This is a genomic window from Cupriavidus oxalaticus, assembly GCF_016894385.1.
GTDB lineage: Bacteria > Pseudomonadota > Gammaproteobacteria > Burkholderiales > Burkholderiaceae > Cupriavidus > Cupriavidus oxalaticus.
Genome location: NZ_CP069811.1, coordinates 2,136,899 through 2,162,168 on the forward strand (window position 1 = coordinate 2,136,899; position 25,270 = coordinate 2,162,168).

Annotated in this window: 21 protein-coding genes; 16 read left to right on the forward strand and 5 right to left on the reverse strand. The window is 69.4% G+C overall.

What is annotated here, in order from left to right:
* Positions 1-184 precede the first annotated feature (184 nt).
* Both JTE92_RS09340 and JTE92_RS09345 read left to right on the forward strand, forming a co-directional pair.
* On the forward strand, positions 185-616 hold the full coding sequence (locus tag JTE92_RS09340; RefSeq protein ID WP_063239736.1) for a phasin family protein: 432 nt from the start codon (positions 185-187) through the stop codon (positions 614-616).
* Positions 617-640: 24 nt separating this feature from the next.
* Positions 641-2,407, forward strand: coding sequence for a SulP family inorganic anion transporter (locus JTE92_RS09345; RefSeq protein ID WP_147318605.1), 1,767 nt, complete (start codon positions 641-643; stop codon positions 2,405-2,407).
* A gap of 49 nt (positions 2,408-2,456) precedes the next feature.
* On the opposite strand, the gene gdhA is transcribed toward JTE92_RS09345, so the two are convergent.
* The 5 genes from gdhA to JTE92_RS09370 all read right to left on the reverse strand — a co-directional run bounded on the left by gdhA (position 2,457) and on the right by JTE92_RS09370 (position 8,512).
* Positions 2,457-3,800, reverse strand: a complete 1,344-nt coding sequence (gene gdhA / locus JTE92_RS09350) for an NADP-specific glutamate dehydrogenase (RefSeq protein ID WP_063239734.1) — start codon at positions 3,798-3,800, stop codon at positions 2,457-2,459.
* A gap of 289 nt (positions 3,801-4,089) precedes the next feature.
* Positions 4,090-4,845: a DeoR/GlpR family DNA-binding transcription regulator gene (locus JTE92_RS09355; RefSeq protein ID WP_063239733.1), complete on the reverse strand. Its 756-nt coding sequence runs from the start codon at positions 4,843-4,845 to the stop codon at positions 4,090-4,092.
* Positions 4,846-4,969: 124 nt separating this feature from the next.
* Complete coding sequence (gene phnY, locus JTE92_RS09360) at positions 4,970-6,433, reverse strand: phosphonoacetaldehyde dehydrogenase (protein ID WP_063239732.1); 1,464 nt, start codon at positions 6,431-6,433, stop codon at positions 4,970-4,972.
* Positions 6,434-6,489: 56 nt separating this feature from the next.
* Complete coding sequence (gene phnA / locus JTE92_RS09365; RefSeq protein WP_063239859.1) at positions 6,490-7,758, reverse strand: phosphonoacetate hydrolase; 1,269 nt, start codon at positions 7,756-7,758, stop codon at positions 6,490-6,492.
* A gap of 43 nt (positions 7,759-7,801) precedes the next feature.
* Positions 7,802-8,512, reverse strand: a complete 711-nt coding sequence (locus tag JTE92_RS09370) for a phosphonate utilization associated transcriptional regulator (RefSeq protein WP_063239731.1) — start codon at positions 8,510-8,512, stop codon at positions 7,802-7,804.
* A gap of 267 nt (positions 8,513-8,779) precedes the next feature.
* Here JTE92_RS09370 and JTE92_RS09375 point away from each other — a divergent pair, with 267 nt between their 5' ends.
* From JTE92_RS09375 to JTE92_RS09440, 14 genes are all read left to right on the forward strand, one after another.
* Positions 8,780-9,814 carry a putative 2-aminoethylphosphonate ABC transporter substrate-binding protein gene (locus JTE92_RS09375; RefSeq protein ID WP_063239730.1) on the forward strand — a complete coding sequence of 345 codons (1,035 nt, stop codon included), beginning with the start codon at positions 8,780-8,782 and terminating at the stop codon, positions 9,812-9,814.
* A 114-nt stretch (positions 9,815-9,928) separates the two neighbouring features.
* A complete protein-coding gene (locus JTE92_RS09380; protein WP_063239729.1) occupies positions 9,929-11,041 on the forward strand; it encodes a putative 2-aminoethylphosphonate ABC transporter ATP-binding protein in 1,113 nt (370 codons plus the stop codon).
* Positions 11,032-12,840, forward strand: a complete 1,809-nt coding sequence (locus tag JTE92_RS09385) for a putative 2-aminoethylphosphonate ABC transporter permease subunit (protein ID WP_084254658.1) — start codon at positions 11,032-11,034, stop codon at positions 12,838-12,840. Before JTE92_RS09380 ends, JTE92_RS09385 begins: the two co-directional genes overlap by 10 nt.
* Before the next feature lie 43 nt (positions 12,841-12,883).
* A complete protein-coding gene (locus JTE92_RS09390) occupies positions 12,884-14,017 on the forward strand; it encodes a 2-aminoethylphosphonate--pyruvate transaminase (protein ID WP_063239728.1) in 1,134 nt (377 codons plus the stop codon).
* A 104-nt stretch (positions 14,018-14,121) separates the two neighbouring features.
* Positions 14,122-14,973 (forward strand): EamA family transporter, encoded by an 852-nt coding sequence (locus JTE92_RS09395; protein ID WP_063239727.1) that lies wholly within the window; start codon positions 14,122-14,124, stop codon positions 14,971-14,973.
* Positions 14,974-15,245: 272 nt separating this feature from the next.
* A complete protein-coding gene (locus JTE92_RS09400; protein WP_147318604.1) occupies positions 15,246-15,482 on the forward strand; it encodes a hypothetical protein in 237 nt (78 codons plus the stop codon).
* Between the two features lie 3 nt (positions 15,483-15,485).
* Entirely contained in the window at positions 15,486-16,124 is a 639-nt protein-coding gene (locus JTE92_RS09405) for a Pvc16 family protein (RefSeq protein ID WP_063239725.1), read from the forward strand.
* Complete coding sequence (locus JTE92_RS09410; RefSeq protein ID WP_063239724.1) at positions 16,124-17,302, forward strand: hypothetical protein; 1,179 nt, start codon at positions 16,124-16,126, stop codon at positions 17,300-17,302. Before JTE92_RS09405 ends, JTE92_RS09410 begins: the two co-directional genes overlap by 1 nt.
* 69 nt (positions 17,303-17,371) lie before the next feature.
* A complete protein-coding gene (locus JTE92_RS09415) occupies positions 17,372-21,172 on the forward strand; it encodes a phage tail sheath C-terminal domain-containing protein (protein ID WP_063239723.1) in 3,801 nt (1,266 codons plus the stop codon).
* A gap of 33 nt (positions 21,173-21,205) precedes the next feature.
* The gene (locus JTE92_RS09420) at positions 21,206-21,664 is read left to right on the forward strand and encodes a phage tail protein (protein WP_029044858.1); all 459 of its coding nucleotides are present in this window, start codon (positions 21,206-21,208) and stop codon (positions 21,662-21,664) included.
* Positions 21,665-21,691: 27 nt separating this feature from the next.
* Entirely contained in the window at positions 21,692-23,773 is a 2,082-nt protein-coding gene (locus JTE92_RS09425) for a phage tail sheath subtilisin-like domain-containing protein (protein WP_063239722.1), read from the forward strand.
* Positions 23,770-24,324, forward strand: a complete 555-nt coding sequence (locus JTE92_RS09430) for a phage tail protein (RefSeq protein WP_063239721.1) — start codon at positions 23,770-23,772, stop codon at positions 24,322-24,324. Before JTE92_RS09425 ends, JTE92_RS09430 begins: the two co-directional genes overlap by 4 nt.
* A complete protein-coding gene (locus tag JTE92_RS09435; protein WP_063239720.1) occupies positions 24,321-24,560 on the forward strand; it encodes a hypothetical protein in 240 nt (79 codons plus the stop codon). The genes JTE92_RS09430 and JTE92_RS09435 overlap by 4 nt, the downstream gene beginning before the upstream one ends.
* Complete coding sequence (locus JTE92_RS09440) at positions 24,557-25,261, forward strand: CIS tube protein (RefSeq protein ID WP_063239719.1); 705 nt, start codon at positions 24,557-24,559, stop codon at positions 25,259-25,261. Before JTE92_RS09435 ends, JTE92_RS09440 begins: the two co-directional genes overlap by 4 nt.
* Positions 25,262-25,270: the final 9 nt, after the last annotated feature.

Sequence of the window (25,270 nt, forward strand, 5' to 3'; positions counted from 1 at the left end):
CCGATGGGCCAGCGCAGGCGCGGGCTATGGATGGCAACGGCATGGGGGGCCGAAACTTTAGGGTCTTCCTCGATTGACGGCTAGAAGTGTGCGGATACCGGCTATAGTGGAGTGAAATCCGGCGCAGGGCGGTCCCGCCGGCCCGTGCCCCCCCCGCTCACGCTTCCCCACCAGGAGATCCAGCATGGCCACGCCTCCCAATCCTTTTGCCGACTTCACCAAGCTGATGGAACAGTTCCGCGTGCCGGGCCTCGACATGAATGCCGTGATCGAGGCGCGCCGCAAGGATATCGAGGCCCTGACCGAGGCCAACAAGCTGGCCTACGAGGGCATGCAGGCCGTGATGCAGAAGCAGCAGGAAATCTTCATGCAGACCATGCAGCAACTGCAGGCCGCGGCACAGCAGTACGGCACCGCGGGCAATCCGGCCGAGGCCATGGCCAAGCACGGCGAGCTGGTGCAGCAGGCACTTCACCAGGCGTTCGAGAACATGCGCGAGCTGGCCGAAACCGCGCAGCGGGCACAGGCCGAGGCGCTGACAGTGATCGGCAAGCGCGCCGAGCAGAACGTCAAGGAGGCGGGCGCGCTGTTCCAGCAGCCGGGGAAAAAGAGCTAGCGGCCGGCCGTGGTATCGCACGGCTTGCCGGAGCGACCCCGAAACCTGCTGCGCGCCACGCTGGCGCGCCTGATGCCCGGCGCCGCCGAGCTGCTGCACTACCGCCGCGCCGATTTCGGCGTGGACCTGCAGGCCGGCGTGTCGGTGGCCGCGGTCAGCCTGCCGATCAGCGTGGCCTATGCCCAGCTGGCCGGCTTCAGCCCGGTGGTGGGCCTGTACAGCGTGGTATTGCCGATGCTGGCTTATGCGCTGTTCGGTTCGTCCCGCCAGATGATCGTCGGGCCCGACGCTGCCACCTGCGCCATGATCGCGGCGACCCTGTCGCCGCTGGCGCTGCCCGACAGCGAAGCCTACCGCGCGCTGTCGGTTTCCCTGACCTTGCTCACCGGCGTGTTCTGCGTGCTCGCCGGCAAATTCAGGCTCGGCTTCCTGGCCGATTTCCTGTCGGTGCCGATCCTGGCCGGCCTGCTCAACGGCGTGGCCATCAATATCGCCTTCAGCCAGCTCGGCAAGGTCACCGGACTGGCGCTGGCCGGCCGCGACGTGATCGGCCAGGCGGAGTCGCTGCTGCGGCAGCTCGGCGGCATCCACTGGCCCACCGCCGCGCTGGCCGCGCTGACGCTGGCGGTGTACTTCGGCGCCCGGGCCTGGCAGCCGCGCGCGCCGGGGGCATTGTTCGCGCTCGCGGTGGCGACCTTTGTCACGTGGATGCTGGGGCTGCAAGGGCTTGGGGTCCAGGTGGTCGGCCCGGTGCCGCCCGGCCTGCCGCCGCTGATCGCGCCATCGATGCCGCATGAGTTGTTCGGCACGCTGGTCCCGGCCGCTGCCGCGCTGGCGCTGGTGTCGCTCAGCAGCGGCCTGCTGACCAGCCGCAGCTTCGCCGCGCGCAACGGCTACAGCGTCGATGCCAGCCAGGAATTCATCGGCATCGGCGCGGCCAGCATCGCCAGCGCGCTCAGCCACGGCTTCGCGGTCAGCGGGTCGAGTTCGCGCACCGCCATCAACGAGGCCGCCGGCGGGCGCACGCGCATGGTGTCGGTGGTCGGCGCACTGACCGTGCTGCTGGTATTGCTGTTTCTCACTGACCTGCTGGCCGCGCTACCCGCAGCGGCGCTCGGCGCCATCCTGATCGCGTCGGCGTTCAGCCTGTTCGACTTCGGCGGCCTGATGGCGCTGCGCCGCTACAGCCGCAGCGAACATGGCATTGCGCTGGTCACGGTGGCGGGCGTGGTGCTGCTGGGCGTGATGTCGGGGATCCTGCTGGCGGTTGCCATTGCCCTGCTGCGCTTCCTGGCGCAGATGGCGCGCCCCAGCGAGCAGCAGCTTGGCCGCTGGAGTGGACACGATGGCTTCTACGAACTGGCCCACTACCCCGAGGCGAGGGCGGTGCCGGGGCTGCTGATCTATCGCTTCGAGTCGCCGCTGACGTTCTTCAACGCGGATTTCGTGCGCCAGCGCGTGCTCGCGCTGGCAGCCCTGCCTCACGCGCGCTGGGTGGTGATCGATGCCATCTCGATCGCACACGTGGACCTGACCGGTGCCACCATGATGCGCGACCTGCAGGCCCAGCTCGCGGTGCGAGGCTCGCAGCTGGTCATTGCCGGGCGTATGGCGCAGCTGACCGCATGGCTGAACCAGCGCGGCATCGCGCCGGAGAGTACCGGGATCCGGTTTTATCCATCCAAGCAGGCGGCGCTGGAGGCGTACCAAGCCTGCGAAGCGGGGCATCACAACGCGGATGTCGCGCCGGCAACGGGCACGGATACCACGGCGCAAGGGCCAGCAGCCTGAGGATCGTGCCGGCGGCCGGCATTGCACCGGCCGCGTGCGGGTCAGGTCGTCAGATCACCCCTTGCGCCAGCATGGCATCCGCCACCTTGACAAAGCCGGCGATATTGGCGCCTTCCACGTAGTTGATATACCCACCCGCCTTCTGCCCGTGGTGGATGCAGTTCTGGTGGATGTCCTTCATGATCGCGTGCAGCTTCTCGTCGACCTCGGCGTGGTGCCACGACAGGCGCATCGCGTTCTGCGACATTTCCAGCCCGGAGGTCGCCACGCCGCCGGCGTTGCTGGCCTTGCCCGGCGCGTAGAGGATCTTCGCGTCGACGAAGCGGTCGACGGCTTCCAGCGTCGATGGCATGTTGGCGCCTTCGGCCACGCAGATCACGCCGTTGCCGAGCAGCGTCTCGGCATCATTGCCGTCCAGCTCGTTCTGCGTTGCGCACGGCAGCGCGACGTCGGCCGGCACATGCCACGGGGTGCGGCCGGCTTCGAAGGTCATGCCGGTGCGGGCGGCAAAGTCGACCAGGCGGCCGCGCTCTTCGTTCTTGAAGGCCATGACTTCAGCCAGCTGCTCGGTGGTCATGCCTTGCGGGTAGTGCAGCACGCCGCCGGAGTCCGACAGCGTCAGCACCTTGGCGCCCAGCTCGATCGCCTTCTCGGCAGCGTATTGCGCCACGTTGCCCGAGCCGGAGATCAGCACGCGCAGGCCGTCGAACGCGCGGCCGCGACGGTGCAGCATTTCCTGCGCGAAGTAGACGGTGCCGTAGCCGGTGGCTTCCGGTCGCATCAGGCTGCCGCCATAGGCCAGGCCCTTGCCGGTAAAGACGCAGGCGGACTGGTTCGACAGCTTCTTCATCATGCCGGCCATGAAGCCCACTTCACGCGCGCCCACGCCGATGTCGCCGGCCGGGATATCGGTGTCCGGGCCCAGGTGACGGTACAGCTCGGTCACCAGCGCCTGGCAGAAGCGCATCACTTCGGCGTCGGACTTGCCCTTGGGATCGAAGTCGGAGCCGCCCTTGCCGCCGCCCATGGGCAGCGTGGTCAGCGCGTTCTTGAAGGTCTGCTCGAAGCCCAGGAACTTCAGCACCGACAGATTCACGGTCGGGTGAAAGCGCATGCCGCCCTTGTACGGGCCGATGGCCGAGCTGTGCTGGACGCGGAAGGCGCGGTTGACCTGCACCTGGTTGCGGTCGTCGGTCCAGGCCACGCGGAACTGGATCACGCGCTCGGGCTCGACCAGGCGCTCGAGCAGGGCCTGCTCGGCGTAGCGCGGATTGCGCTCGACGAACGGCCAGAGCGTCATCATCACTTCCTTCACGGCCTGGAGGAATTCAGGTTGATTGGGGTCGCGGCGGGCGACCCCCGCCAGGAATGCGTCGAGGGAAGGAGCGTTCACGATGTCTCTGCTGTGCTGGTGCTGTGTCTGGATCTGACGGCCCTGCCGGCTGTGCCGGTCTCTGGAGCCGCCTGGCGTTGCGCCGAGGGGAAGGTGGGTGGCCTCCGGTTGCCCAGGCATCCGCGGCATGCCGCGCCTGTCTGGCAACCCGAAACTGTAGCACCAGCATGGGGCATGTGGCAGTCAAAACACCTTTGACTGCTGCGTGAAAGCCTAATTTTGGTGCGAACAGCGGGGTATTCCGTTCGATCAGCGCACAAATGCGATCGAAAAACAACTTGGTGGGCGTCTAGGCGATCAGCAGCCTGGCGCCGCGCTCCTTCAGCGCCGCCCCGATTTCCGGCTCGGGTGCCATGTCCGTGATCAGCCAGGCGGCCAGTTCGAAATGCTTGATGGTCACGCCGGTGTTGCGGCCGAACTTGGTGTAGTCGGCCACCACGCATGGGGTATCGGCAGCCATCAGCATGCGGCTGCGCAGCTCGGCCGCTGCGCGCGAAAAGTCGCAGATCTCGCCGTGCGGGGTGACTCCGCCGATGCCGATAAAGGCGAAGTCGGTGTGGTAGCGCGACAGCTGCTCGATGGTGTCCCAGCCGTGGGTCGCATCCTCGTTGTCCTGCAGCTCGCCGCCCAGCACGATCACGCGGTTGCCGTTGCGCCGGCCCAGCAGCTGGGCGATGGCAAGGTCGTTGGTGTAGACCAGCAGGTTGTGGTGGCCGTGCAGCGCCTGCGCCACCGCGTGGGTGGTGGTGCCGTAATCCAGGATCAGCGATGCCCCGTCGCGCACCAGTTCCGCGGCGCGCACGCCGATGGCGCGCTTGCCTTCGGCATTGACGGCGGCGCGGGCCTGGGTGTCGGGCTCGGTGCGGTCGGACGCCAGCGCGCCACCGTGGGTCAGCACCAGCAGGCCGCGCGCCGCCAGCGTGTTGAGGTCGCGCCGGATGGTTTCGCGCGAGACGTCGAGCTCGGCCACCAGTTCGCTGATGGCGAGTGCGCCGGTGGCGGAGAGCTGGTCTAGGATGTATTTCTGCCGTTGTTCGGCGAGCACGGGGACTCCGGGAGCGTGGGGGGTTGGCCGATTCTAGCGCAGAGGTCCGTGAGCAACCGTTGGTGTGCTCCCTCTCCCGCTTGCGGGAGAGGGGAGCAAACCCCCAGCGGATTTCCACCTCATCTCACGCCCACGGCAGCGTCACCGTCTTCAAATTGGTAAAGCTCTTGGCCGCCTCCTGCACGCCTTCCTTGTACCCCAGCCCCGAATCCTTGATGCCGCCGAACGGCGTCAGCTCGATGCGGTAGCCCGGCACTTCCCACAGGTTCACCGTGCCGACCTGCAGCGAGTTGGCGATCTTCGTGAACGCCTCGATGTCGTTGGTGCAGACCCCCGACGACAGGCCAAACGCCGTGCCGTTGGAAATCCGGATCGCATCCTCGACATCGCGGAACGTGATGATGGGCGACACCGGCCCGAAGGTCTCCTCGCGCACCACTGTCATCGCCGGGTCGACGCGGTCGATCACCGTCGGCGCGTAGCTGGCGCCGTTGCGCTGGTTGCCGGCCAGCAGCCGCGCGCCCTGCGCCACCGCCTCGTTGACGCGCGCCTCGAACAGCCTGGCGGCCTCTTCGTCGATCACCGTGCCCATGTCGACGCCTCGGTCCATCGGGTTGCCGTACGTCCACGCGCGGGTCTTCTCCACCACCAGTTCGGTGAAGCGCGCCGCGACCGCCTGGTGCACCAGCATGCGCTTGACCGCGGTGCAGCGCTGGCCCGAGTTCTTGTACGAGCCCTGCACCGCGAGGTCGGAGGCGCGCTCGAGGTCGGCGTCGGCCAGCACGATCAGCGGGTCGTTGCCGCCCAGCTCCAGCACCACGCGCTTGTAGCCGGCCTTGCTGGCGATGTACTTGCCGATCGCCACGCCGCCGGTGAAGGTGACGAGGTCGACGGCGGGATGGGTGATCAGCTCGTCGGCAATCTCGCGCGGGTCGCCGGTGACGACCTGCAGCATCTGCGGCGGCAGCCCGGCCTCGTACAGCAGGTCGGCCAGGTAGTACGCCGACAGCGGCACCTTCTCCGATGGCTTGAGCACCATACGGTTGTTGGTGGCGATCGACGGCGCCACCTTGTGCGCCACCTGGTTCATCGGGTGGTTGAACGGCGTGATGGCGCAGATCACGCCCAGCAGCGGCTCGCGCTGCGTCAGCACGCGGCGCTTCTTGCCGTGCGGGGTCAGGTCGCAGGAGAACAGCAGGCCGTCGTCGCGCAGCGCCTCGGTGGCGGCGAAGCCTAGTACGTCGGCCACGCGGCCGATCTCGTACAGCGAGTCCTTCTTGGACAGGCCGGACTCCAGCGTGATCAGGTCCGACGCTTCCTCGGTGCGCTCGCGCAGCAGCGCGGCGGCGCGGTTCAGGATGGCGGCGCGCTCGTAGCGCGTCAGCGTGGAACGGTACGCCTGCGCCACGCCGAAGGCGCGGCGCACGTCGTCGAGCGTGGCCTTGGGCACGGTGCCCACCAGCGTGCCGTCATACGGGTTGCGCACCTCGATCACGCGCTCGCGCACGATCTTCTGGCCATCGATGCGCAGCGCCTCGGCGCGGAAATGCGGGCTGACAGTGCCTGCAGGGAAATGGGGGGCGTTCATGGGATTTCTCCGGTCGGTACGGGTGCAACGGCCCACTGCGGGGCCGCGGTACGGGTTCAGTGCAAGTGATTCAGCGCCACGTCGAAGATGTCGAAATTGCGCATCACCGGCTTGCCCGGGATGCCGGCGGTCGGGCGGTTGAACACCAGCGGCACGGTCTGCTCCGAGACGCCGCCGTGCGAGCGCAGCGGCGCATCGAGCCCGGACAGGTCATGGCGGCTGCGGCTGGTGCCCAGCACCACGTGCTTGTCGCCGGTCACCACCAGGTCGCCCACGCGGTCGGACGGCAGCTCGAAGCGCGCGCAGGCTTCGGCGTTGTCCAGCACGCTCTCCACGCCCGGCAGGCCGGACAGCCGGGCCTTGAGCGCGCCGCGGTCGGCGTCTTCCGGCAGGTAGATGGTGGCGAACGAGCCGAGTGCGCCGTGGTGGACCACATAGGGATCGGTGATCGGCAGGATCACGCGCGCCCCGCCCGCTTCCACGCCGCGGCCAAGCCATGCATCCAGGTGGTCCTGCAGGTAGATCACGTTGGGCGCCTTGGTGGCATCGTCGTGCTTGGCGTTCATGCCGTGGTCGGCGGTCAGCGCCACCACGCAGCCGAGTTTGTCCAGGCGCGCCAGGTACTTGTCCATCATCGCGTAGAAGGCGTTGGCGCCGTCCGAGCCGGGCGCGAACTTGTGCTGGATGTAGTCGGTGGTGGACAGGTACATCAGGTCGGGGCGGCGCGTTTCCATCAGCCGCACGCCGGCGGCGAAGACAAACTCGGACAGCTCGGCGCTGTAGACATCGGGCACCGGCATGCCGACCAGTTCCAGCACGCCGTCGATGCCGTTCTCAGCCACCGTGGCCTGGTCGGCCTTCTCGGACGAGAAGCAGATGCCGCGCATGCCGTGGCCGAGCAGGCGGCGCAGCTTGTCCTTGGCGGTCACCACCGCGACGCTGGCGCCGGCGTCGGCAAAGGCGGCCAGGATGGTGCCCGCGCGCAGATACCTGGGGTCGTTCATCATCACTTCCTCGCCGCGGCCCTCGTTGGCGCTGCGGTCGAAGAAATAGTTGCCGCAGATGCCGTGCACCGCCGGCGGCGCGCCGGTGACGATGGACAGGTTGTTCGGGTTGGTGAAGGTGGGTACCACGCACGCGCCGCGGAACGACGAGCCGCTGGCGAGCAACTGCTTGAGGTAAGGCGCACTGCCGCTGGCGGCGGCGGCTTCGAGGTAGTCGAACTCGCAGCCGTCGACACAGACCACCACGACGGGCTGCTGCATCCAGCGGTAGCTGCGCTGGTTGACGGTAATGGTGCGGGCGGGATCCTTGGTATCGGGCATGGTGGCGGTCCGGTTGCGTTGTTCGGGAAATCGGTGGTTGTGGTCAGGCGGCCGCGCCGGTGCCGGCGGCATCGGGATCGACCGCGGCATGCATGCGCGCGCGCCCGCGCTCGACGTGCTCGCGCATCAGCCGCGCCGCCAGCTCCCCGTCGCGCGCGGCGATGGCCGAGACGATGGCGCGGTGCTCGCGGGTGGAATCGGGCATGGCCGCGTTGCTGCCGGACAGCGCCTCGCGCCGGAACAGCGTCAGTTCCTTGACCAGGCGACGGTAGGTGTCGAGCAGCTTGCCGTTGCCGGCCAGCTCGACCATGCGGTCGTGGAAGGCGAAGTTCAGGCGCGTGTAGTCGTCCAGGTCGCGGGCGGCGCTGGCGGTGCCCAGCGCCTCGACCAGCGCGCGCAGTTCGCGCAAGCCTTCCGCCGTGATGCGGGCCGCCAGTTGCCGGCCGACGAATTCATCGAGCACGGCGCGCAGTTCGTAGATCTCGTCGGCTTCCTGCACCGAGATGGCTCGCACGAACACGCCGCGGTTCTTTTCGGTGCGCAGCAGGCCGGCCTGCTCCAGCGCGCGGAACGCTTCGCGTACCGGGCCGCGCGAGACGTTGAGCTGGCCCGCGACTTCGATCTCGTTGAGCTTGGCGCCCGGCGGCAGTTCGCCGGACATGATCCGCAGCTCCAGTTCGCGCTGGACCAGCGTGGTCAGTGACTGGCTCTGCAGGATGGTGATTTCGCTCGCCAGCGGTGCTTGGCGTGACATGAAAACTCCCGTTTGTGACGGATTCAGCAATATCGAAAATCCTTGTTGCGATTAAAGCAAGCGGTTTGTATATTGTCAACAATCAAGACATCGGCGGCGCTGGCAGGGTGATGCAAGGGCCATGACAAACCGGGAACATGTCTTGAAAGTGTTGTAGCAGAAGGGTTTCAAGGTGATCCAGTGTTGTGCAGCGTATCGCCACACATTGCAACATATTCACCAAATTGACACATATCTCCACCTACAATGCCGGAAAAGGAGCCCCCCATGAAACTGTCCCTCACATCCACCCTGCACACCGCCGCCGCCCTGCTCGCACTGGGCGCCGCCAGCGCCGCGCTGGCCCAGAAAACCACCCTGACGGTCTACACCGCGTGGGAAATCGAAACCCTGAAGCCATACGCCGAGGGCTTCGCCAGGGTCGCGCCCGACATCGAGCTGAAGTACGTGCGCGACTCCACCGGCGTCATCACCGCCAAGGCACTCGCTGAAAAGGCCAACCCGCAGGCGGACGTGATCGCCGGCCTGGCCGCATCGAGCCTCGAGCTGCTCAAGCAGGAAGGCATGCTGGCGCCCTACACCCCCAAGGGCTTCGAAAAACTGACGCGCGACTACAGCGACAAGGCCACGCCGCCGTCATGGGTGGGACTGGATGTCTGGGGCGCCACCGTCTGCTTCAACACCGTCGAAGCGAAAAAGCGCAACCTGCCGCGCCCGGAAACCTGGAAGGACCTGGCCAAGCCGGTCTACAAGGGCACCATCGTGATGCCCAACCCGGCCTCGTCCGGCACCGGCTTTCTCGACGTGACCGCCTGGCTGCAGCTGTTCGGCGAGCAGGAAGGCTGGAAGTACATGGACGCGCTGCACGAGAACATCGCCCAGTACACGCACAGCGGCTCCAAGCCGTGCAAGCAGGCAGGCTCGGGCGAATTCCCGATCGGCATCTCGTTCGAGCTGCGCGCGCACAAGACGCTGGCCTCGGGCGCGCCGATCGAGATGATCTTCCCCAAGGAAGGCCTGGGCTATGACATCGAGGCTGCCGGCATCGTCAAGGGGACGAAGAAGCAGGAGGCCGCGCAGCGCTACCTGGACTGGCTGGCGAGCAAGGAAGCGGCGCAGCTGTTCGCCAGGGACTGGGCCATCGTCACCTATCCGGGCGTGGCGCGGAAGGTCGAGACCATCCCGGCCAACTACGAGCAGATGCTGGTCAAGAACGACTTCAGCTATATCGCCAAGAACCGCGAGCGCGTGCTGACCGAATGGCAGAAGCGGTACGCCAGCAAGTCGGAAAAGCAGCAGTAAGCCCTCGTCGTTCCCGCGCAGGCGGGAACCCAGTGACTTCAAACGACGCTGGATTCCCGCCTGCGCGGGAATGACAGTGGAGACTGAAACAATACCGCCGAGGATCCCCACGCCATGCCATCCCCCACTTCCATGGCCGAGACCTATCTCAGCCTGAAAGGCATCCACAAGCGCTTCGGCGGCGGCGCCAGCCCGTTCGTCGCCCTGCATCACATCGACCTCGACGTGCGCCAGGGCGAGCTGCTGTGCTTCCTCGGCCCGTCGGGCTGCGGCAAGACCACGCTGCTGCGCATCATCGCCGGGCTGGAATCGCAGAACGCCGGCACCATCCACCAGGGCGGGCGCGATATCTCCACGCTGCCGCCGATGGAGCGCGACTACGGCATCGTATTCCAGTCGTATGCCTTGTTTCCCAACCTGACGGTGGCGGACAACGTCGCCTACGGCCTGGTCAACCGGCGCATGCCGCGCGACCAGCGCCGCGCGCGCGTCGATGAACTGCTGACGCTGGTGGGCCTGCCCGATCGCGGCAGCCAGTACCCCGCGCAGCTCTCCGGCGGCCAGCAGCAGCGCGTCGCGATCGCGCGGGCGCTGGCGACTTCGCCCGGCCTGCTGCTGCTGGACGAGCCCCTGTCCGCACTCGACGCACGCGTGCGGGTGCGGCTGCGCAGCGAGATCCGCGCGCTGCAGCAGCGCCTGAACATCACCACCATCCTGGTCACGCACGACCAGGAAGAGGCGCTGTCGATGGCAGACCGCATCGTGGTCATGAACCAGGGCGTGATCGAGCAGGTGGGCACGCCGGCGCAGGTCTACCAGCGCCCGTCCACGCCGTTCGCCGCGGACTTCGTCGGCAAGACCAATATGCTGGGCGCGCGCGTCGGCGGCGACGGGGCGCTGCACCTCGGCGGCGTGCGCATGGACTGCACCGCGCCGGCCGGCTGCTGCGCCGACGAGGCGGTGCAGGTGTTCTTCCGGCCGGAAGACGTCTGCGTGCGCGGCATCGAGCAGCACGGGCCCAATGTGCTGGAAGCCACCGTGGACAAGATCGAGTTCCTGGGCGCGTTCTCGCGCCTGACGCTGCGGCTGCCCGATGCCGCATCGGGCACGCTGTGCGCCGACCTCTCGCTCAACGACCTGCACGAACTGCGCCCGAACACCGGCGACCGCCTGCGCCTGGCCATTCCCGCTGACCGCCTCCGCATCTTCCGCCACGCATGCGCCTGAGCCTCACGACGGCGCCGGCCAATGTGCCGGCTACCGATACCGCCCCGGGCGCCGTGCCGACCGGGATTCCCAATCCCGGCGCGAAGCCTTCCCTGCCGGCGCCACCCGCGTTCGTCGCCACCACGGTGCGCGCGCACTGGACCGACCGGCTCGCGCACTTGCTGCTGGCACTGGCCGCAGTCGCCCTGCTCTGCTTCGTGCTGGCCCCGATCGCGATGATCCTGGCCAAGAGCGTGCAGAACCGCGACGGCACGCTGGCGGGGATCGCACATTTCCGCGCCTACTTCGAATCGCCGGCGCTGCTGCGCTCGGTATGGAACAGCCTGTGGGTCTCGGCGCTGGCCACCTGCATCACCGTGCCGCTGGCCTTTACCTTTGCCTACGCGCTCACGCGCAGCCGCATCGCCTGCAAGGGGCTGCTGCGCAACCTGGCGCTGATCCCCTTGCTGGCACCGTCGCTGCTGGCAGCCATTTCCTTTATCTTCTGGTTCGGCAACCAGGGTCTGTTCAAGCCGTGGATGGGCGACACGCAGATCTACGGGCCGCTTGGGATCGTCGCCTCGCTGGTGTTCGCCACCTTTCCGCATGCGCTGATGATCCTGGTCACGGCGCTGTCGCTGACCGACGCGCGGCTGTACGAGGCGGCCGATGCGCTGGGCACTTCCACCATGCGCAAATTCTTCACCATCACCGTGCCGGGTGCGCGCTATGGCCTGGTCAGCGCGGCGATGGTGGTGTTCACCTATGCGATCTCCGACTTCGGCATCCCCAAGGTGATCGGCGGCAACTTCCACATGCTGGCCACCGACATCTACAAGCTGGTGATCGGCATGCAGGACTTCTCGCAGGGCGCGGTGGTGTCGCTGATGCTGCTGGTGCCGGTGGCCGTCACCTACTGCGTCGACGCGCGCGTGCAGAAGCGCCAGATGGCGCTGATGTCGGCGCGCTCGGTGCCGTACGTGCCGCGCCGCAGCCGCCGCTTCGACCTTGCCATGGCGTCGTTCTGCTGGCTGATGGCGGCGCTGATGGTGGCGGTGATGGGCATGGCGATCTATGCGTCCTTCGTCAAGCTGTGGCCGTACAACTTCTCGCTGTCGCTGAACCACTACCGCGTGGGGCTGGTGGAGGGCGGCGTGGTCGATTCCTACCTGAACAGCCTGCGCATGGCCGCGCTGGCCGCGGTGATCGGGCCGGTGTTCATCTTCGCCACCGCCTACCTGCTGGAAAAGACGCGCGGGCTGGACTGGCTGCGCGGCTTCGTGCGGCTGATGGCGGTGCTGCCGATGGGCGTGCCCGGGCTGGTGCTGGGCCTGGGCTACATCTTCTTCTTCGTGCCGCAGGCCAACCCGCTGCATGGCCTGTACCAGACGCTGGGCATCCTGGTGCTGGTGACGATCGTGCATTACTACGCGTCGTGCCACCTGACCGCGGTGACCGCGCTCAAGCAGCTCGACAGCGAGTTCGAGGCCGTGTCCGCGTCGCTGAAGGTGCCCTTCTACAAGACCTTCTTCAAGGTCACGGTGCCGGCCTGCCTGCCCGCCATCCTGGAGATCTCGCGCTACCTGTTCATCAACGCCATGACCACGGTGTCGGCAGTGGTGTTCCTGTACGGCGCCGACACCAAGCTGGCCTCGGTCGAGATCGTCAACCTGGACGAGTCCGGGGACATCGGCCCGGCCGCGGCCATGGCCACGCTGGTGGTGGTGACCTCCGCGCTGGCCTGCCTGCTCTATTACCTGCTGCAACGCGTGCTCGACTGCAAGACCCAGGCATGGCGCCAGGGCCAGTCGAGTGACTGACGTTTCCCCAATACGCCTTCTCCTTCCCAATCAGGAGCTCAACATGATCCGCGGCAATGACCCGATCCTTCTGACCCCCGGCCCTCTCACCACCTCGCTCGCGACCAGGCAGGCCATGCTGCGCGACTGGGGGTCCTGGGATGCCAGCTTCAACAGCATCACGCGCAGCCTGTGCGATGACCTCGTGCGCATCGTCAACGGCGAAGGCACCCATGTGTGCGTGCCGATGCAGGGCAGCGGCACTTTTTCCGTGGAAGCCGCCATCGCCAACGTGGTGCCCCGCGACGGCAAGGTGCTGGTGCCGCAGAACGGCGCGTACTGCCAGCGCATCCTGAAGATCTGCAAGGTGCTGGGACGCGCCAGCGTGGAATTGCCGATCCCCGAAGACCAGCCGGCCACGGCCGCGCTGATCGAGCAGGCGCTGGCGCGCGACCCCGCGATCACGCATGTAGCGCAGGTGCATTGCGAGACCGGCGCCGGCGTGCTGAACCCGCTGCCGGAGATCGCCGCGCTGTGCCAGCGGCTGGGCAAGGGACTGATCGTCGATGCGATGAGTTCGTTCGGCGCGATCGGGATCGATGCGCGCACCATGCCGTTCGACGCACTGGTGGCCGCCACCGGCAAGTGCATCGAGGGCGTGCCGGGCATGGGCTTCGTGCTGGTCAGGAAGGACGTGCTGGAAGCCAGCCAGGGCAACAGCCATTCGCTGGCGCTCGACCTGTACGACCAGTACGTCTATATGCAGAAGACCACGCAGTGGCGCTTCACGCCGCCCACGCATGTGGTGGCGGCATTCCGCGCGGCGCTGGACCAGTTCCTGGAAGAAGGCGGGCAGCCGGTGCGCGGGACGCGCTATCGCAAGAACTGCGAGGCGCTGGTCAAGGGCATGGGCGAGCTCGGCTTCCGGCCGTTCCTGCCGGCGGCGGTGCAGGCGCCGATCATCGTCACCTTCCATGCGCCGGCGGATGCGCGCTATGACTTCAAGACCTTCTACGGCAAGGTGCGCGAGCGCGGGTACATCCTGTATCCGGGCAAGCTGACGCAGGTGGAGACGTTCCGCGTGGGGTGCATCGGGGCGATCGATGACAACGAGATGCGCAATGTGGTGACGGCGGTGGGTGAGGTGCTGAAGGAGATGGGGGTAAAGATGCAGGCGCAGTTGGCGGAGGCGGCGTAGTCACGATTGACTACCGGCTCTTGCAGGAGGCTCCCCTCTCCCGCTTGCGGGAGAGGGGAGCAAACAAGCGGGCTCGCTAAACGCGTTCAGACATATCCTCCCCCATGCCCCTCCCCCCAGACTTCCACGGCCTCGCCTTCGCCGCCGTGATGCTGTCCGCGCTGATGCACGCCTCCTGGAACGCCATCGTCAAGATCGGCGGCGACCGCCTGTCGTCGATGGCATTGATCGACACCTTCTGCCTGCTGGTGGCGATCCCCTTCCTGTTTTTTGTACCCCTGCCCGCGCCACAGGTCTGGCCCTTCCTGCTGGCCACCGTCGCATTGGAAGTCGTCTACAAGCTGTCGCTGGTGGCCGCCTACAACCGCGGCGATTTCAGCCAGGCCTATCCGCTGATGCGCGGCTCGGCGCCGATGATGGTCGCGATCCTGCTGCTGCTCGCCGGCAGCGAGCGGCTCGGCCCCGGCGGCTACGCCGGCATTGCGCTGATCTGCTGCGGCCTGGCCAGCCTGGTGCGCTGGCGCCGCCAGTCACCCGACCTGCTCGGCTTTGCCCTGCTCGCCGGCGCCTGCCTGGCCGGCGGCACCGTGATCGACGGCACCGCGGTCAAGCGCCACGGCGAGGTCTTCACCTACATCGTCTGGCTGCAGGCGATGTCGCACGTATTCATGCCCGGCTATGCCTTCAGCCGCCGCGGCACCGCACTGGTGGCGCTGCTGCGCACCGAATGGAAGCGCGCGTGGATCGGCGGCATCAACCGCGTCGGGTCGTATGCGCTGATGCTGTGGGCGATGACGCTGGCGCCGGTGGCCAAGCTGGCGGCGCTGCGCGAATCCAGCGTGATCTTCGCCGCGCTGCTCGGCCACTTCCTGCTGCGCGAACCGTTCGACCGGCGCCGCCTGGCCGCCACCGCGCTGGTGCTGGCGGGCATCCTGACGCTGCAGCTCGCGCGCTGAGCGCACCCTCCGGGGCAACGCTGCCGCACCCGGGACCGGCGCCCCCCATCCGGCGCCAACGCGCAAGTCCCTGATTTTCCCCGTCTTCCGTTGCCGGCACCGGGGCCATCGCGCCCCACCCCTCGCCTGCACCCGGCGCACTGCCGCCTGCCACAAGGCCTGGCAGCCCTGGCCCGGATGTTGCGCAACAGCCCGGGAACCCAGCCCTATCCGCGACGGCTCCCGCTATGGTCGATCCCTCGGTCTCAGGCCTTGACCCCCGTGCAGCCGCCGTGGCGATGCAGGTCGCCGGGTATGTGCGCCGCTACCCGAGGGCGGCCGACACCTGCATCGGCATCGCCCGCTGGTGGCTGCCGCCAGGGTCGCAGGCCGATCCCGCGGTGGTGCTGCGGGCCCTGGAGGCGCTGGTGCGGGACGGCGTGCTGCAGGCCAGGCGCCTGCCGTCGGGCGAATGCCTGTACAGCGCCGCCGGACCGGGCCATGACAGCGAGCCGCGCAACGAGGACTGAGCGATGAAGACAGCGATACGCGATGCCTGCCAGAGCCTGCGCCGCCATATCGAGCAGGCGCTGCGCGACGACCCCGACCTGTCGCCATACTTCGACCCGGCCGACCCGATGCCGGATGCGATCGGCACCATGATCGTCTCGCTGGACACGCCCCAGGAACTGGAAGAGCGCGACCGCGAGGGCCTGTCGCTGTGGCTCTACCTGGTCCAGCGCGAGGAATTCACGCTCAACCGCCCGCCGCGCCGCAGCGCCGCCGACCGGGTCGAGCGGCGTCCGCTGCCGCTGCGCCTGCATTTCCTGGTCACGCCGCAGGTCGCCGACGAGCGCGAGGACGCGACCGACCTGGAGCACCTGATCCTCGGCAAGATCCTGCAGCTGTTCCACGACGACCCCAGCCTCAGCGGCGCGCGCCTGGCCGGCACGCTCGCCGGCTCCGGGCTGGAGTTCTTCCTGCGGCTGGAGCCGCTCTCGCTGGAAGAGATCACGCGGGTCTGGGACGCGCTCGACAAGCCCTACCAGCTGTGCGTGTCGTTCGAGATGAGCATCGTGCCGATCGCATCGGGCCACGATCCGGAGCAGGTCACGCCCGTGGACTCGGTGCTGTCCGAGCACGGCATCGCCAGCCTGCGGGAGCCGGCGTGATGGACTGCCGCCCCGAACACGCCGGCGCCGCCACCTGGCATCTGTGCCCGGACCTGCTGCAAGCCCCGGGCGCGCGCCTGCGCGCGCTGGTGCAGGCGCGGCTGGTGGACGAGATCACGTTGCGGCCCGTCGTCGCGGACGTCGTCGAGACCCCCGACCTGCGCCTGGCCCTGCACGTGGCTTCGCGCATCGGGCGCGACGGGGTGGCCGGGCTGGCCGGCCGGCCCGCGAGCCTGTTCCCCGGGCTTGCACTGGCCGGCGCGGCAATGCCGATGCATGTGGCCGCGCGCGGCTACCTGCCGCTCGACCTCGACGGCATGCTCGGCCCGTTTGCCGGCTTTCCCGAGGATTTCACCGCGCTGGACCACGGCGACGTGCTCCTGCACCGCGCGGGCGTGGCGCTCAAGGGCCGCGTCGTGCAGCGCGGCACGCCGCAGAACCTCCCGCTGGCCGGTGCCACGGTCGAGATCGATGGCCTCTGGCCGACCTTCCCGCCGCCCGACGTGATGCCCGCGGCGGTGATGGCGCCGGCCGACGTGATGGCGCTGATGCCCGGCTTTTATCGCGGCCATGCCACGGCCACGCTGTCGCGCTGCGACGTGGTCGACGACCTGCCGCAGGCCAAGCGCCTGCTGCAGCCCGCGGCGCCCGGCACGCGCCGGCTGCGGCTCGACAACCGCGACACGCTGGCCACCGGCATGCCGCTGCGGATCGACGCCGACGATGGCGCGCGCGGCGAGGTGATCGGCATCCAGTCCGTCGATACCAGCCTGTCCGCCGACCAGCCGGCGTGGATCGAACTCGACCACCCGCTCCGGCACCTGCACCGGCGGCAGGCGCTGGTGGTGCCGGCCAGCATCCCCGCCACGCACGACCCGCGCAACCTGTCGCGCGCGGCGCACGCCGGCGATGCCTGCGCGTTCCTGGCCGCGGCCGCGCCGTGGGCCGCGCTGTCGCTGGTGCAGGTCGACGACGGCGTCAATCCGCCCGAATACCAGCGCATCGACCACTACGCCACGACCGCCGATGCCGACGGCTATTTCCGCCTGCCGCGGATCGCGCGGCTGGCCCTGTTCCGGCTGCGCGCCACCCATCCCGCGCCGCCGCAACCGCTGCTGCTGACCATCGAGCCCGACTACGGGCTGGCCGAGCAGGTGCTGGCGGTGGCTTTCGAATGACGCGCATGCACGCCGCGCTCCTGTTCCGTCACGCAACCGCACGTCCCGCAACCGCATAGAGGAACCAACATGCCCGAATATCTCGCACCCGGCGTCTATGTCGAGGAAACCCAGGCGAGCAACAAGCCGATCGAGGGGGTCAGCACCAGCACCACCGGGCTGGTCGGCGTGACCGAGCGCGGCCCGCTGGACGTGCCGCAACTGGTCACCAGCTTCGGCGAGTTCCAGCGGCTGTTCGGCGGCATGCTGCCGCCGGACGCGTTCACCGGGCCGGGCGGGCGGGTCCACAGCTACCTGCCGCATGCGGTCGAGGGCTTCTTCCTCAACGGCGGCAAGCGCGCCTGGGTCACGCGCGTGCTGCCCGAACAGGCCGAGCGCGCGCGGCGCGACATGTTCCACCTCGACCTGGCCAATGCCGCCATGGGCGGCAGCGTGCTGCTGCGCCCGGCGCTGCAGGACACCGGCACGGCCATCAACCTGCCGCGGCTCTATGTGCTCGATCCCGGCAACTTCGGCGTCGGCGACTGGGTGCGCGTGGGCGACGGCAGCCGTGCCGACTACCGCCAGGTGCAGGCGCTGGGCGCCGCGCCGAGCCATACCTCGCTGACGCTGCCGCTGTATTTCTCGCATGCGGCCGGCGCGCCGACGCGCGATATCGCCGTCACCGTGGCGGCCACGCTCAGCCCCTTCACGCTGCGCGACGACGCCGGCGCCGGCGCCACCGAGCTGGTGCTCAGCGGCACCGCGGCGCTGATCACCAACCTGCTGCCGCTGACGCACCAGCTGCTGCAGGTCGACGGCGCCGAGTACGTGTTTGCCGCCGCGGTGGTCGGGCTGGGCGCCACCGAGGCGCGCGTGCTGCTGGAAACCCCGCTGCGGCTGCCGCACGCGCGCGGCGCGCAGGTCGACGGCCTCGACATCCCGGCAGGCGCCAACGTCAACCTGGAGGTGGCGGCCAGCGCCGGCGACCTGCTGCTGTTCGGGCCCGGCTTCAGCACCGCGGGCAACCTGGTGGTGGTCGGCGTCGGCAGCGCGCAGGAAGAGGTGCAGCGCGTCGGCACGCTGGCGCAGCTGCCGCTGGACGTGCCCGCCTATGCCGCCTACCCGGCCGGCACCATCGGCCAGTTGGTCACGCTGGCCGACGACGCGCGCACCGTCACGGACCTGCCGACCAATACGGTGGTGCCGCTCGATACCGTGGCCGGCATGAGCGCCGGCATGACCTTCACCTTCGGCGCCAGCAACCAGGTGGTGGCGGCGGTCAACCCGGCCCTCGGCCTGGTGCGCCTGGCCGCGCCGCTGCCGGGCCCGGCGCTGGCCGCCGGCGACGCCGTGCAGGTCGGCGCCGTGGCCGCCAACGTGGTGGCCTATCCGACTGCGCGCGTGGTGCCGCTCGACAGCGTCAACGGCGTCGAGACCGGCATGACCTTCGACAATGCCGGCGACACCGCGCTGGTCGCGACCGTGCTGCCCGACCTGCGCGCGGTGGTGCTGGCGACCGCGCTGGCGGCGGCGCCTGCCGCCGGCACCGCCGTCACGGTCGGCGGCAACGCCAATACCGCGCAGGCCCTGCTGCGCCCCGACGTGATCCCGCTGGACGATGTCGACGGCCTCGCGCCCGGCATGTCGATCACCATCGGCGCCGATACCGGCACCATCAGCGCGGTCAACACCACGGTGGGCGCGGTCGCGCTGCAGGCGCCGCTGCCCGCGGCCCCGGCGGCGGGCAGCACCGCCGGCTTCGCGCTGCGCCACACCACCCAGGCCGCGGGCGCGGGCGCGGCGACACTGGCGCTGGACAACCGCCTCGGCCTCGATGCCGGCGACGTGCTGCGCATCGGCGTGGCGCCGGACGAGGAATACGCGACCATCGCGCGCGTGCTGGGCGAACGCGGCGTCTCGCCCGACGCCGGCGTGGTCCAGCTCGCGCATCCGCTCAGCGCGGGCCACGCCAGCGGCGCCGAGGTCGCGCGCCAGGACGTGGCGGTCGACACCACGCGCCAGCCGGCCACGCTGGTGCTGTCGCCCGCGGCCGGCGGCGAGCAGCTGCTGGTCGGTGACGGCACCACCTATGGCGCGGTGCTGCCGGAATTGGTCCGCTTCACCACCGCGGACGGCATCGCCTACTTCCACCGCCTCGACGGCGCCGCGGCCAACGCCAACCCGCGGGAGATCGAGCTGGACGACCGCCTCGGCTTCAGCCACGCCGCGGGCGCGGTGGTGGTCGAGCGCAACCGGCTGTTCGCGGTGCAGGCGCTGGACGCCGGCGGCTGGGGCGACCGCCTGATGATCGCCGCCGCGGACGAAGCCAGCAGCCTGGCGGCCAATGCCAGTGTGCTGGCCGCCAACCCGCCGCCCGGGCCGGGCATGTTCTCGTCGCTGCAGCTGGCCACGCTGACCGGGATCGAGCCCGGCACCATCCTGGAACTGCTCGAACCCGACGGCGCGCCGGTGGCCGGCGCCCCGCTGCTGAAGGCGCGCGCGGTCGACCGCGCCAGCCGGCTGGTGCTGCTGGACCCGCCGGGGCTGCAGGCGGTGCACATGAATGCGGTCAGCAATGCGCTGATGGCCGGCCTCAATGCGCGCGTGCGCTCGCGCGAGTGGAGCCTGACGGTGCTGCTGCGCCAGCGCCCGGACCCCGCCGTGCCCACGCGCAACGACAACCTGCTGGACCAGGAGAGCTTCCGCCAGTTGTCGATGGACCCGCGCCACAGCCGCTATTTCGAGCGCGTGATCGGCGCCACCTTCACACCGGGAGCGCCCGCCGACGACGCCGGCAACCCGTTGCGGCGCTGGGACCGACGCTCGGAAGGCGCGTCGCACTATATCCGCGTGCTCGACCTGGAGCCGGTGATGGCCAACCGCACCGCGATCCGGCTCGGGCCCGAGGCCTTGCTCGACGTGCTGCCTTCCGGCCTGGTGCGTCCCGCGCGCCTGCCGCTGTCGGGCGGCAGCGATGCCGTGTCGCTGATGGGCGACGCGATGTACGCCGGCACCGACAGCAACGAGCCCGACCAGCGCACCGGCCTGCAGGCGCTGAAGAACCCGCAGAACATCTCGCTGGTGGCGATTCCCGGCCAGACCACCGCGGCGCTGCAGCAGGCGCTGATCGACCAGTGCGAGGCGATGCGCTACCGCTTCGCGGTGCTCGACGGCCCGCCGCCCGACAACGACACGCTGGCCGACGTGCAGGACCTGCGCAGCCGCTACGACTCGCGCTATGCGGCGGTCTACCACCCGTGGCTGACCATTCCCGACCCGTTCCCGCAGAGCCTGGCCAACCTGCGGCAGGTGCCGATCCCGCCGTCGGGCCACATGCTCGGCATCTATGCGCGCGTGGACAACGAGCGTGGCGTGCACAAGGCGCCGGCCAATGAAGTGGTGCGCGGCATCGCCGGGCTGACGCGCTACTTCAGCAAGGGCGAGCAGGACATCCTCAACCCGTACCCGACCAATATCAACGTGGTGCGCGATTTCCGGCCCAACAACCGCGGCCTGCGCGTATGGGGCGCGCGCTGCATCACGTCCGAGAGCGAGTTCAAGTACCTGAACGTGCGCCGCCTGCTGATCTTCCTGGAGGACTCGATCGACCGCGGCATGCAGTGGGTAGTGTTCGAGCCCAACGCCGAGGAGCTGTGGGCGCGTGTGCGGCGCAGCATCACCAACTTCCTGACCACGGTGTGGCGCAACGGCGCGCTGGAAGGAACCACGCCCGAGCAGGGCTTCTTCGTCAAGTGCGACCGCACCACCATGACCCGCGACGACATCGACAACGGGCGCCTGATCGTGGTGGTCGGGGTGGCGCCGGTCAAGCCGGCCGAGTACGTGATCATCCGCATCGGCCTGTGGACGGCCGACGCGGAGCAATGAGCAAACAACGAGCGAACGCTGAGGAGCGAGGCCATGGCTGCCACCGACATCCGCATCGATCCCTTCCCGGTCTTCAACTTCCGCGTCGAGCTGGACGGGCTGGTCGTGGCCTCGTTCAGCGAGGTCAGCGGCCTGACCGCCGACGGCGACGCGATCGACTACCGCGAAGGCAAGGACCCCACCAACAACGTGCGCAAGCTGCAGGGCCTGCGCAAGTACACGCCGCTGATGTTCAAGCGCGGCTACGTCCAGGACGACACGCTGTGGCAGTGGTACCGCCGCATCGCCGACGGCGCCAACGAGCGCCGCAACGGCAGCGTGATCCTGATGAACGAGGCGCACCGCGACGTGCTGGGCTGGAACTTCGTCAACGCCTGGATCAACAAGATCGAAGGCCCGAGCCTGACCGCCACCGGCAACCAGGTGGCCGTGGAAAGCATGGAGCTGCACCACGAAGGCCTGACCATCGAGATCATCAGCACCGCGCCCTGAGCGCGGGCGCACCAGCCGGAGACCGCCATGCACCATGGCATGCCCGCAGTCAGCATCGAACGGACCGACGCCGCCGGCGCCGAACCGGTGGTGCTGCGCACCGACATCGCGGCGTTCATCGGGCTGGCCGAGCGCGGCCCGCTCGACACGCCGGTGGCGGTGGAGTCGTGGCGGCAGTTCCAGGCGCATTTCGGGCGGCCCTTCGGCAGCGGCTACCTGGCGTGGGCGGTGCGCGGCTTCTTCGACAACGGCGGCATGCGCTGCTGGGTGGTGCGCGTGGCGGCACGGCAGTTTGGCGAGGGCGGCAACGATGATGAAGCGCCCGGTGGCGGCGCACGCAGCGCCGGCGTGCTGCTGTCGGACACCGCGGGCGTGCCGCGCTGGCGCTTGTCGGCCACCTCGCCGGGCAGCTGGGGCAATGAACTGACCATCGCGTGGCGCCGCGAGCGGCCGCTGACGCAGCGCGCCTTGTCGGCCGACAGCACCAGTGCACGGCTGGCCGCCGTGGCCGGCTTTGCGCCCGGCGAGCTGGTGCGGCTGGCGCAGCCGGCGGCAAGCGCGCATCGCGTGCTGGTGCATATCGACGCAGCGGCGGGCAAGCTTTATTGGGTCCATCCCGATCCGCGCCAGCGCGGCGCCGACCAGCTCACCTGGAGCGCGCTGGATCCCGCGCAGCCGCTCACGGTCGAGCGTGTCGCCTACACGCTCGACGTCTGGCGGCGCGACGCCTTTGCCGCGCAATACCGCGACCTGCACCCGTCGCCGCGGCACCCGCGCTGCTTCGGCACCGTGCTGGCGCCGGCCTATCGCAGCGGCGCGGAGCGGCTGCGCCTGCCGGCGGTGAATCCCGGCGCCCTGCCCGTGCCGCCCGGACTGGTCGAGATCACTGACCTTGCCCCCGCGCTGCCGCCGCTGCCGCTGGCTGCTGCGTCCGGCCAGCGGCTGCCGCTCGCGCCCGGCGCCGACGGCCTGGCCGCGCTCACTGCCGGCGATTTCCTCGGCGAGCCGTACTCGGCGCGCGACAGCGACTTCGCCCGCCTGCGCAAGGCGCGCGGCCTGCAGGCGCTGGCGGAGATCGACGAGATCTCGCTGGTGGCCGCGCCCGACATCCTGATCCGGCCGCAGCCGGACCCCGACTACGAGCCGCTGCCGCCTGACACCGCCGACCCCTGCCGCCCCTGCCCGCCGCCCGCGCCGCCGCGCCGCGTGCACCAGCCGCGCGCCATCGCCGAGCTGCCGCCGGTCTTTGCCGAGGCCGACATCCTGCGCGTGCAGACCGCGCTGATCGCCGACTGCGAGGCGCGCGGCGACCGCTTTGCCGTGCTGTCCGCGCCGTTCGCGCGCGCCACCGGCCGCGGGCGCGGCATCCGCGCGCTGACGGAGTGGCGCCGCATGCTGGTCGAACAGCAGCCGGCCCGCGCCGCCGCGCTGTACGCACCGTGGCTGGCGGTGGCCGAGGACGACGGCGCCGCGCCGCCGGTGGCCGGCAGCGTCGCCGGCGTCAGGGTCGTGCCCGCCTGCGGGCACGTTGCCGGCGCGATCGCCAATACCGACCTGACGCTGGGCGTGATGCGCGCGCCGGCCAACGTGCCGGTGCAGGGCGTGGTCGACGTGCGCAGCGCCGTCAGCGATGCCCAGCACGGCGAGCTCAACGATGCCGGCGTGAACGTGCTGCGCGCCGAGTTCGGCCGCGTGCCGATGCTGCTGGGCGCGCGCACCGTCAGCGACGAACCCGAGTGGCGCTACGTCAGCACCGTGCGCATGCTGATCGCGCTCCGGCGCGCGTGCGACATCGCGCTGCGCTGGGCCGTGTTCGAGCCCAACGACGCGCCCACGCGCGCCGCCGTGGCCACCACGCTGATCGCCATCCTGACGCTGTTCTGGCAGCGCGGCGCGTTTGCCGGCGCTACCGCGGCGGAATCGTTCTTCGTGCGGTGCCAGGAGGACCCCACCGAAGACACCACCGGTGCCGACGCGCGCGAGCACGGCCAGCTGATCGCGCTGGTCGGCATCGCGCCGGTGGCGCCGGCCGAGTTCATCGTGCTGCGCGTGGGCAGGCAGGACAACCTGCCGGTGTTCTCGCTGTTCGAACGCAAGGAGTTCGCATGAGCCTCGCCACCCGCCGCGACCCGCTGCTCGGCTTCAACTTCCTGGTCACGCTGTACGACTCGACCGCCTCGACCGGCTCGGCCGTCACGCGGATCGCGCTGTCGCCGCTGATGCCGGCGCCGGTGGCCGGCTTCAGCGAATGCAGCGGGCTGGAGATGACGATGGAGACCGACGACTACATGGAAGGCGGCCTCAACGGCACCGTGCTCAAGTTCCCCAAGCGCATCCGCCATACCGAGATCGTGCTGCGTCACGGCATGACCAAGAGCACCGAGCTGTTCGACTGGTTCTACGCCTTCACGGCAGGCGCCGGCAAGCGCAAGGACGGGCTGATCACGCTGTGCGACGCGCGCCACCAGCCGCATACCGTGTGGGGCTTCCGCCGCGGCCTGCCGACCAAATACAGCGGGCCGCAGCTCAATGCCCAGCAGAGCGCGGTGGCGGTCGAGGCCGTCACCATCACCCACGAAGGCCTCTACCAGCTGGGCGGCGCGGCCGCGCTGGCCGGCGCCATCGGCGAGGCCGCCGAAGCCATCGGGAGCCTGTTTTGAGCGACGTCATCATCGAAAGCGTGGTCAGCCGCGTGCGCGTCGTCGACGGCGCCGGCGGCCTGTCCGAGCAGACCGTGCGCAGCATCGTCGCGGCGATCCTGCCGGCGGTGCAGCAGATGCTGGCCCACCAGCGCCAGGTGGCCAGCGAGACCTCGACCCGCAACGGCTACCTGGACTGGATGGAAGGCGAGACTGGATCCGGCGGGTCGGGCGGATCTGACGGAGCCATGCCATGACGATCCCCGCCAAGGGCAAGTTCAAGGTGCAGGTCGGGCCCAAGCCCGCCAACACCATCACCTACCCGGTGCAGTTCAACCCCACCGAGCTGCAGTTCGACAAGCAGGTGCAGCTGGCCGAGATCGGCATTCCGGGGCTGGACGCGCCGTTGCAGCAGTTCGTGCGCGGCAATGCCGAGAAGCTGACGCTGGAGCTGTTCTGCGACAGCACCGACAAGGGCATGGGCATCGGCGCGCAGTCCGTGACGAAGGAAACCGACAAGTACTACCAGCTGGTCAAGCTGATCCCCGCGCTGCACGCGCCGCCCGTCGTCACCTTTATCTGGAACGACCAGTTCCCGGGCAACGAGCTCGGCAAGGCCTGGGGCGGCAGCCAGCGGCGCACCAGCTTTACCGGCGTGGCCGAGAGCGTGCGCAGCCGCTTCACGCTGTTCAGCCCGGAAGGCATCCCGCTGCGCGCCACCGTCAACCTGGTGCTGCGCGAGTGGCGGCCGATCGAGCAGCAGCTCGGCAAGCAGAACCCGAGTTCGCCCGACCGCAGCCACGCCCACGTGCTGCAGCGGGGCGAAACGCTCAGCGCGGTGGCCGGCGACTACTACGAGCGCGCCGGCGAATGGCGCGCCATTGCCGACGAGAACGGCATCGAGGACCCGCGCCGGCTGGCGGCGGGATTGCGGCTGACGGTGCCGTCGATCCGCTAGCACTGCCCC

Coding starts and splice junctions, on each gene's coding strand:
- JTE92_RS09395 (WP_063239727.1), top strand. CDS start 14,122: ATGCCCCTCCCCCCAGACTTCCACGGCCTCGCCTTCGCCGCCGTGATG.
- JTE92_RS09370 (WP_063239731.1), bottom strand. CDS start 8,512: ATGTCACGCCAAGCACCGCTGGCGAGCGAAATCACCATCCTGCAGAGC.
- JTE92_RS09440 (WP_063239719.1), top strand. CDS start 24,557: ATGACGATCCCCGCCAAGGGCAAGTTCAAGGTGCAGGTCGGGCCCAAG.
- JTE92_RS09405 (WP_063239725.1), top strand. CDS start 15,486: ATGAAGACAGCGATACGCGATGCCTGCCAGAGCCTGCGCCGCCATATC.
- JTE92_RS09390 (WP_063239728.1), top strand. CDS start 12,884: ATGATCCGCGGCAATGACCCGATCCTTCTGACCCCCGGCCCTCTCACC.
- JTE92_RS09420 (WP_029044858.1), top strand. CDS start 21,206: ATGGCTGCCACCGACATCCGCATCGATCCCTTCCCGGTCTTCAACTTC.
- JTE92_RS09410 (WP_063239724.1), top strand. CDS start 16,124: ATGGACTGCCGCCCCGAACACGCCGGCGCCGCCACCTGGCATCTGTGC.
- JTE92_RS09380 (WP_063239729.1), top strand. CDS start 9,929: ATGCCATCCCCCACTTCCATGGCCGAGACCTATCTCAGCCTGAAAGGC.
- JTE92_RS09375 (WP_063239730.1), top strand. CDS start 8,780: ATGAAACTGTCCCTCACATCCACCCTGCACACCGCCGCCGCCCTGCTC.
- JTE92_RS09415 (WP_063239723.1), top strand. CDS start 17,372: ATGCCCGAATATCTCGCACCCGGCGTCTATGTCGAGGAAACCCAGGCG.
- phnY (WP_063239732.1), bottom strand. CDS start 6,433: ATGAACGCCCCCCATTTCCCTGCAGGCACTGTCAGCCCGCATTTCCGC.
- JTE92_RS09425 (WP_063239722.1), top strand. CDS start 21,692: ATGCACCATGGCATGCCCGCAGTCAGCATCGAACGGACCGACGCCGCC.
- JTE92_RS09340 (WP_063239736.1), top strand. CDS start 185: ATGGCCACGCCTCCCAATCCTTTTGCCGACTTCACCAAGCTGATGGAA.
- JTE92_RS09430 (WP_063239721.1), top strand. CDS start 23,770: ATGAGCCTCGCCACCCGCCGCGACCCGCTGCTCGGCTTCAACTTCCTG.
- phnA (WP_063239859.1), bottom strand. CDS start 7,758: ATGCCCGATACCAAGGATCCCGCCCGCACCATTACCGTCAACCAGCGC.
- JTE92_RS09385 (WP_084254658.1), top strand. CDS start 11,032: ATGCGCCTGAGCCTCACGACGGCGCCGGCCAATGTGCCGGCTACCGAT.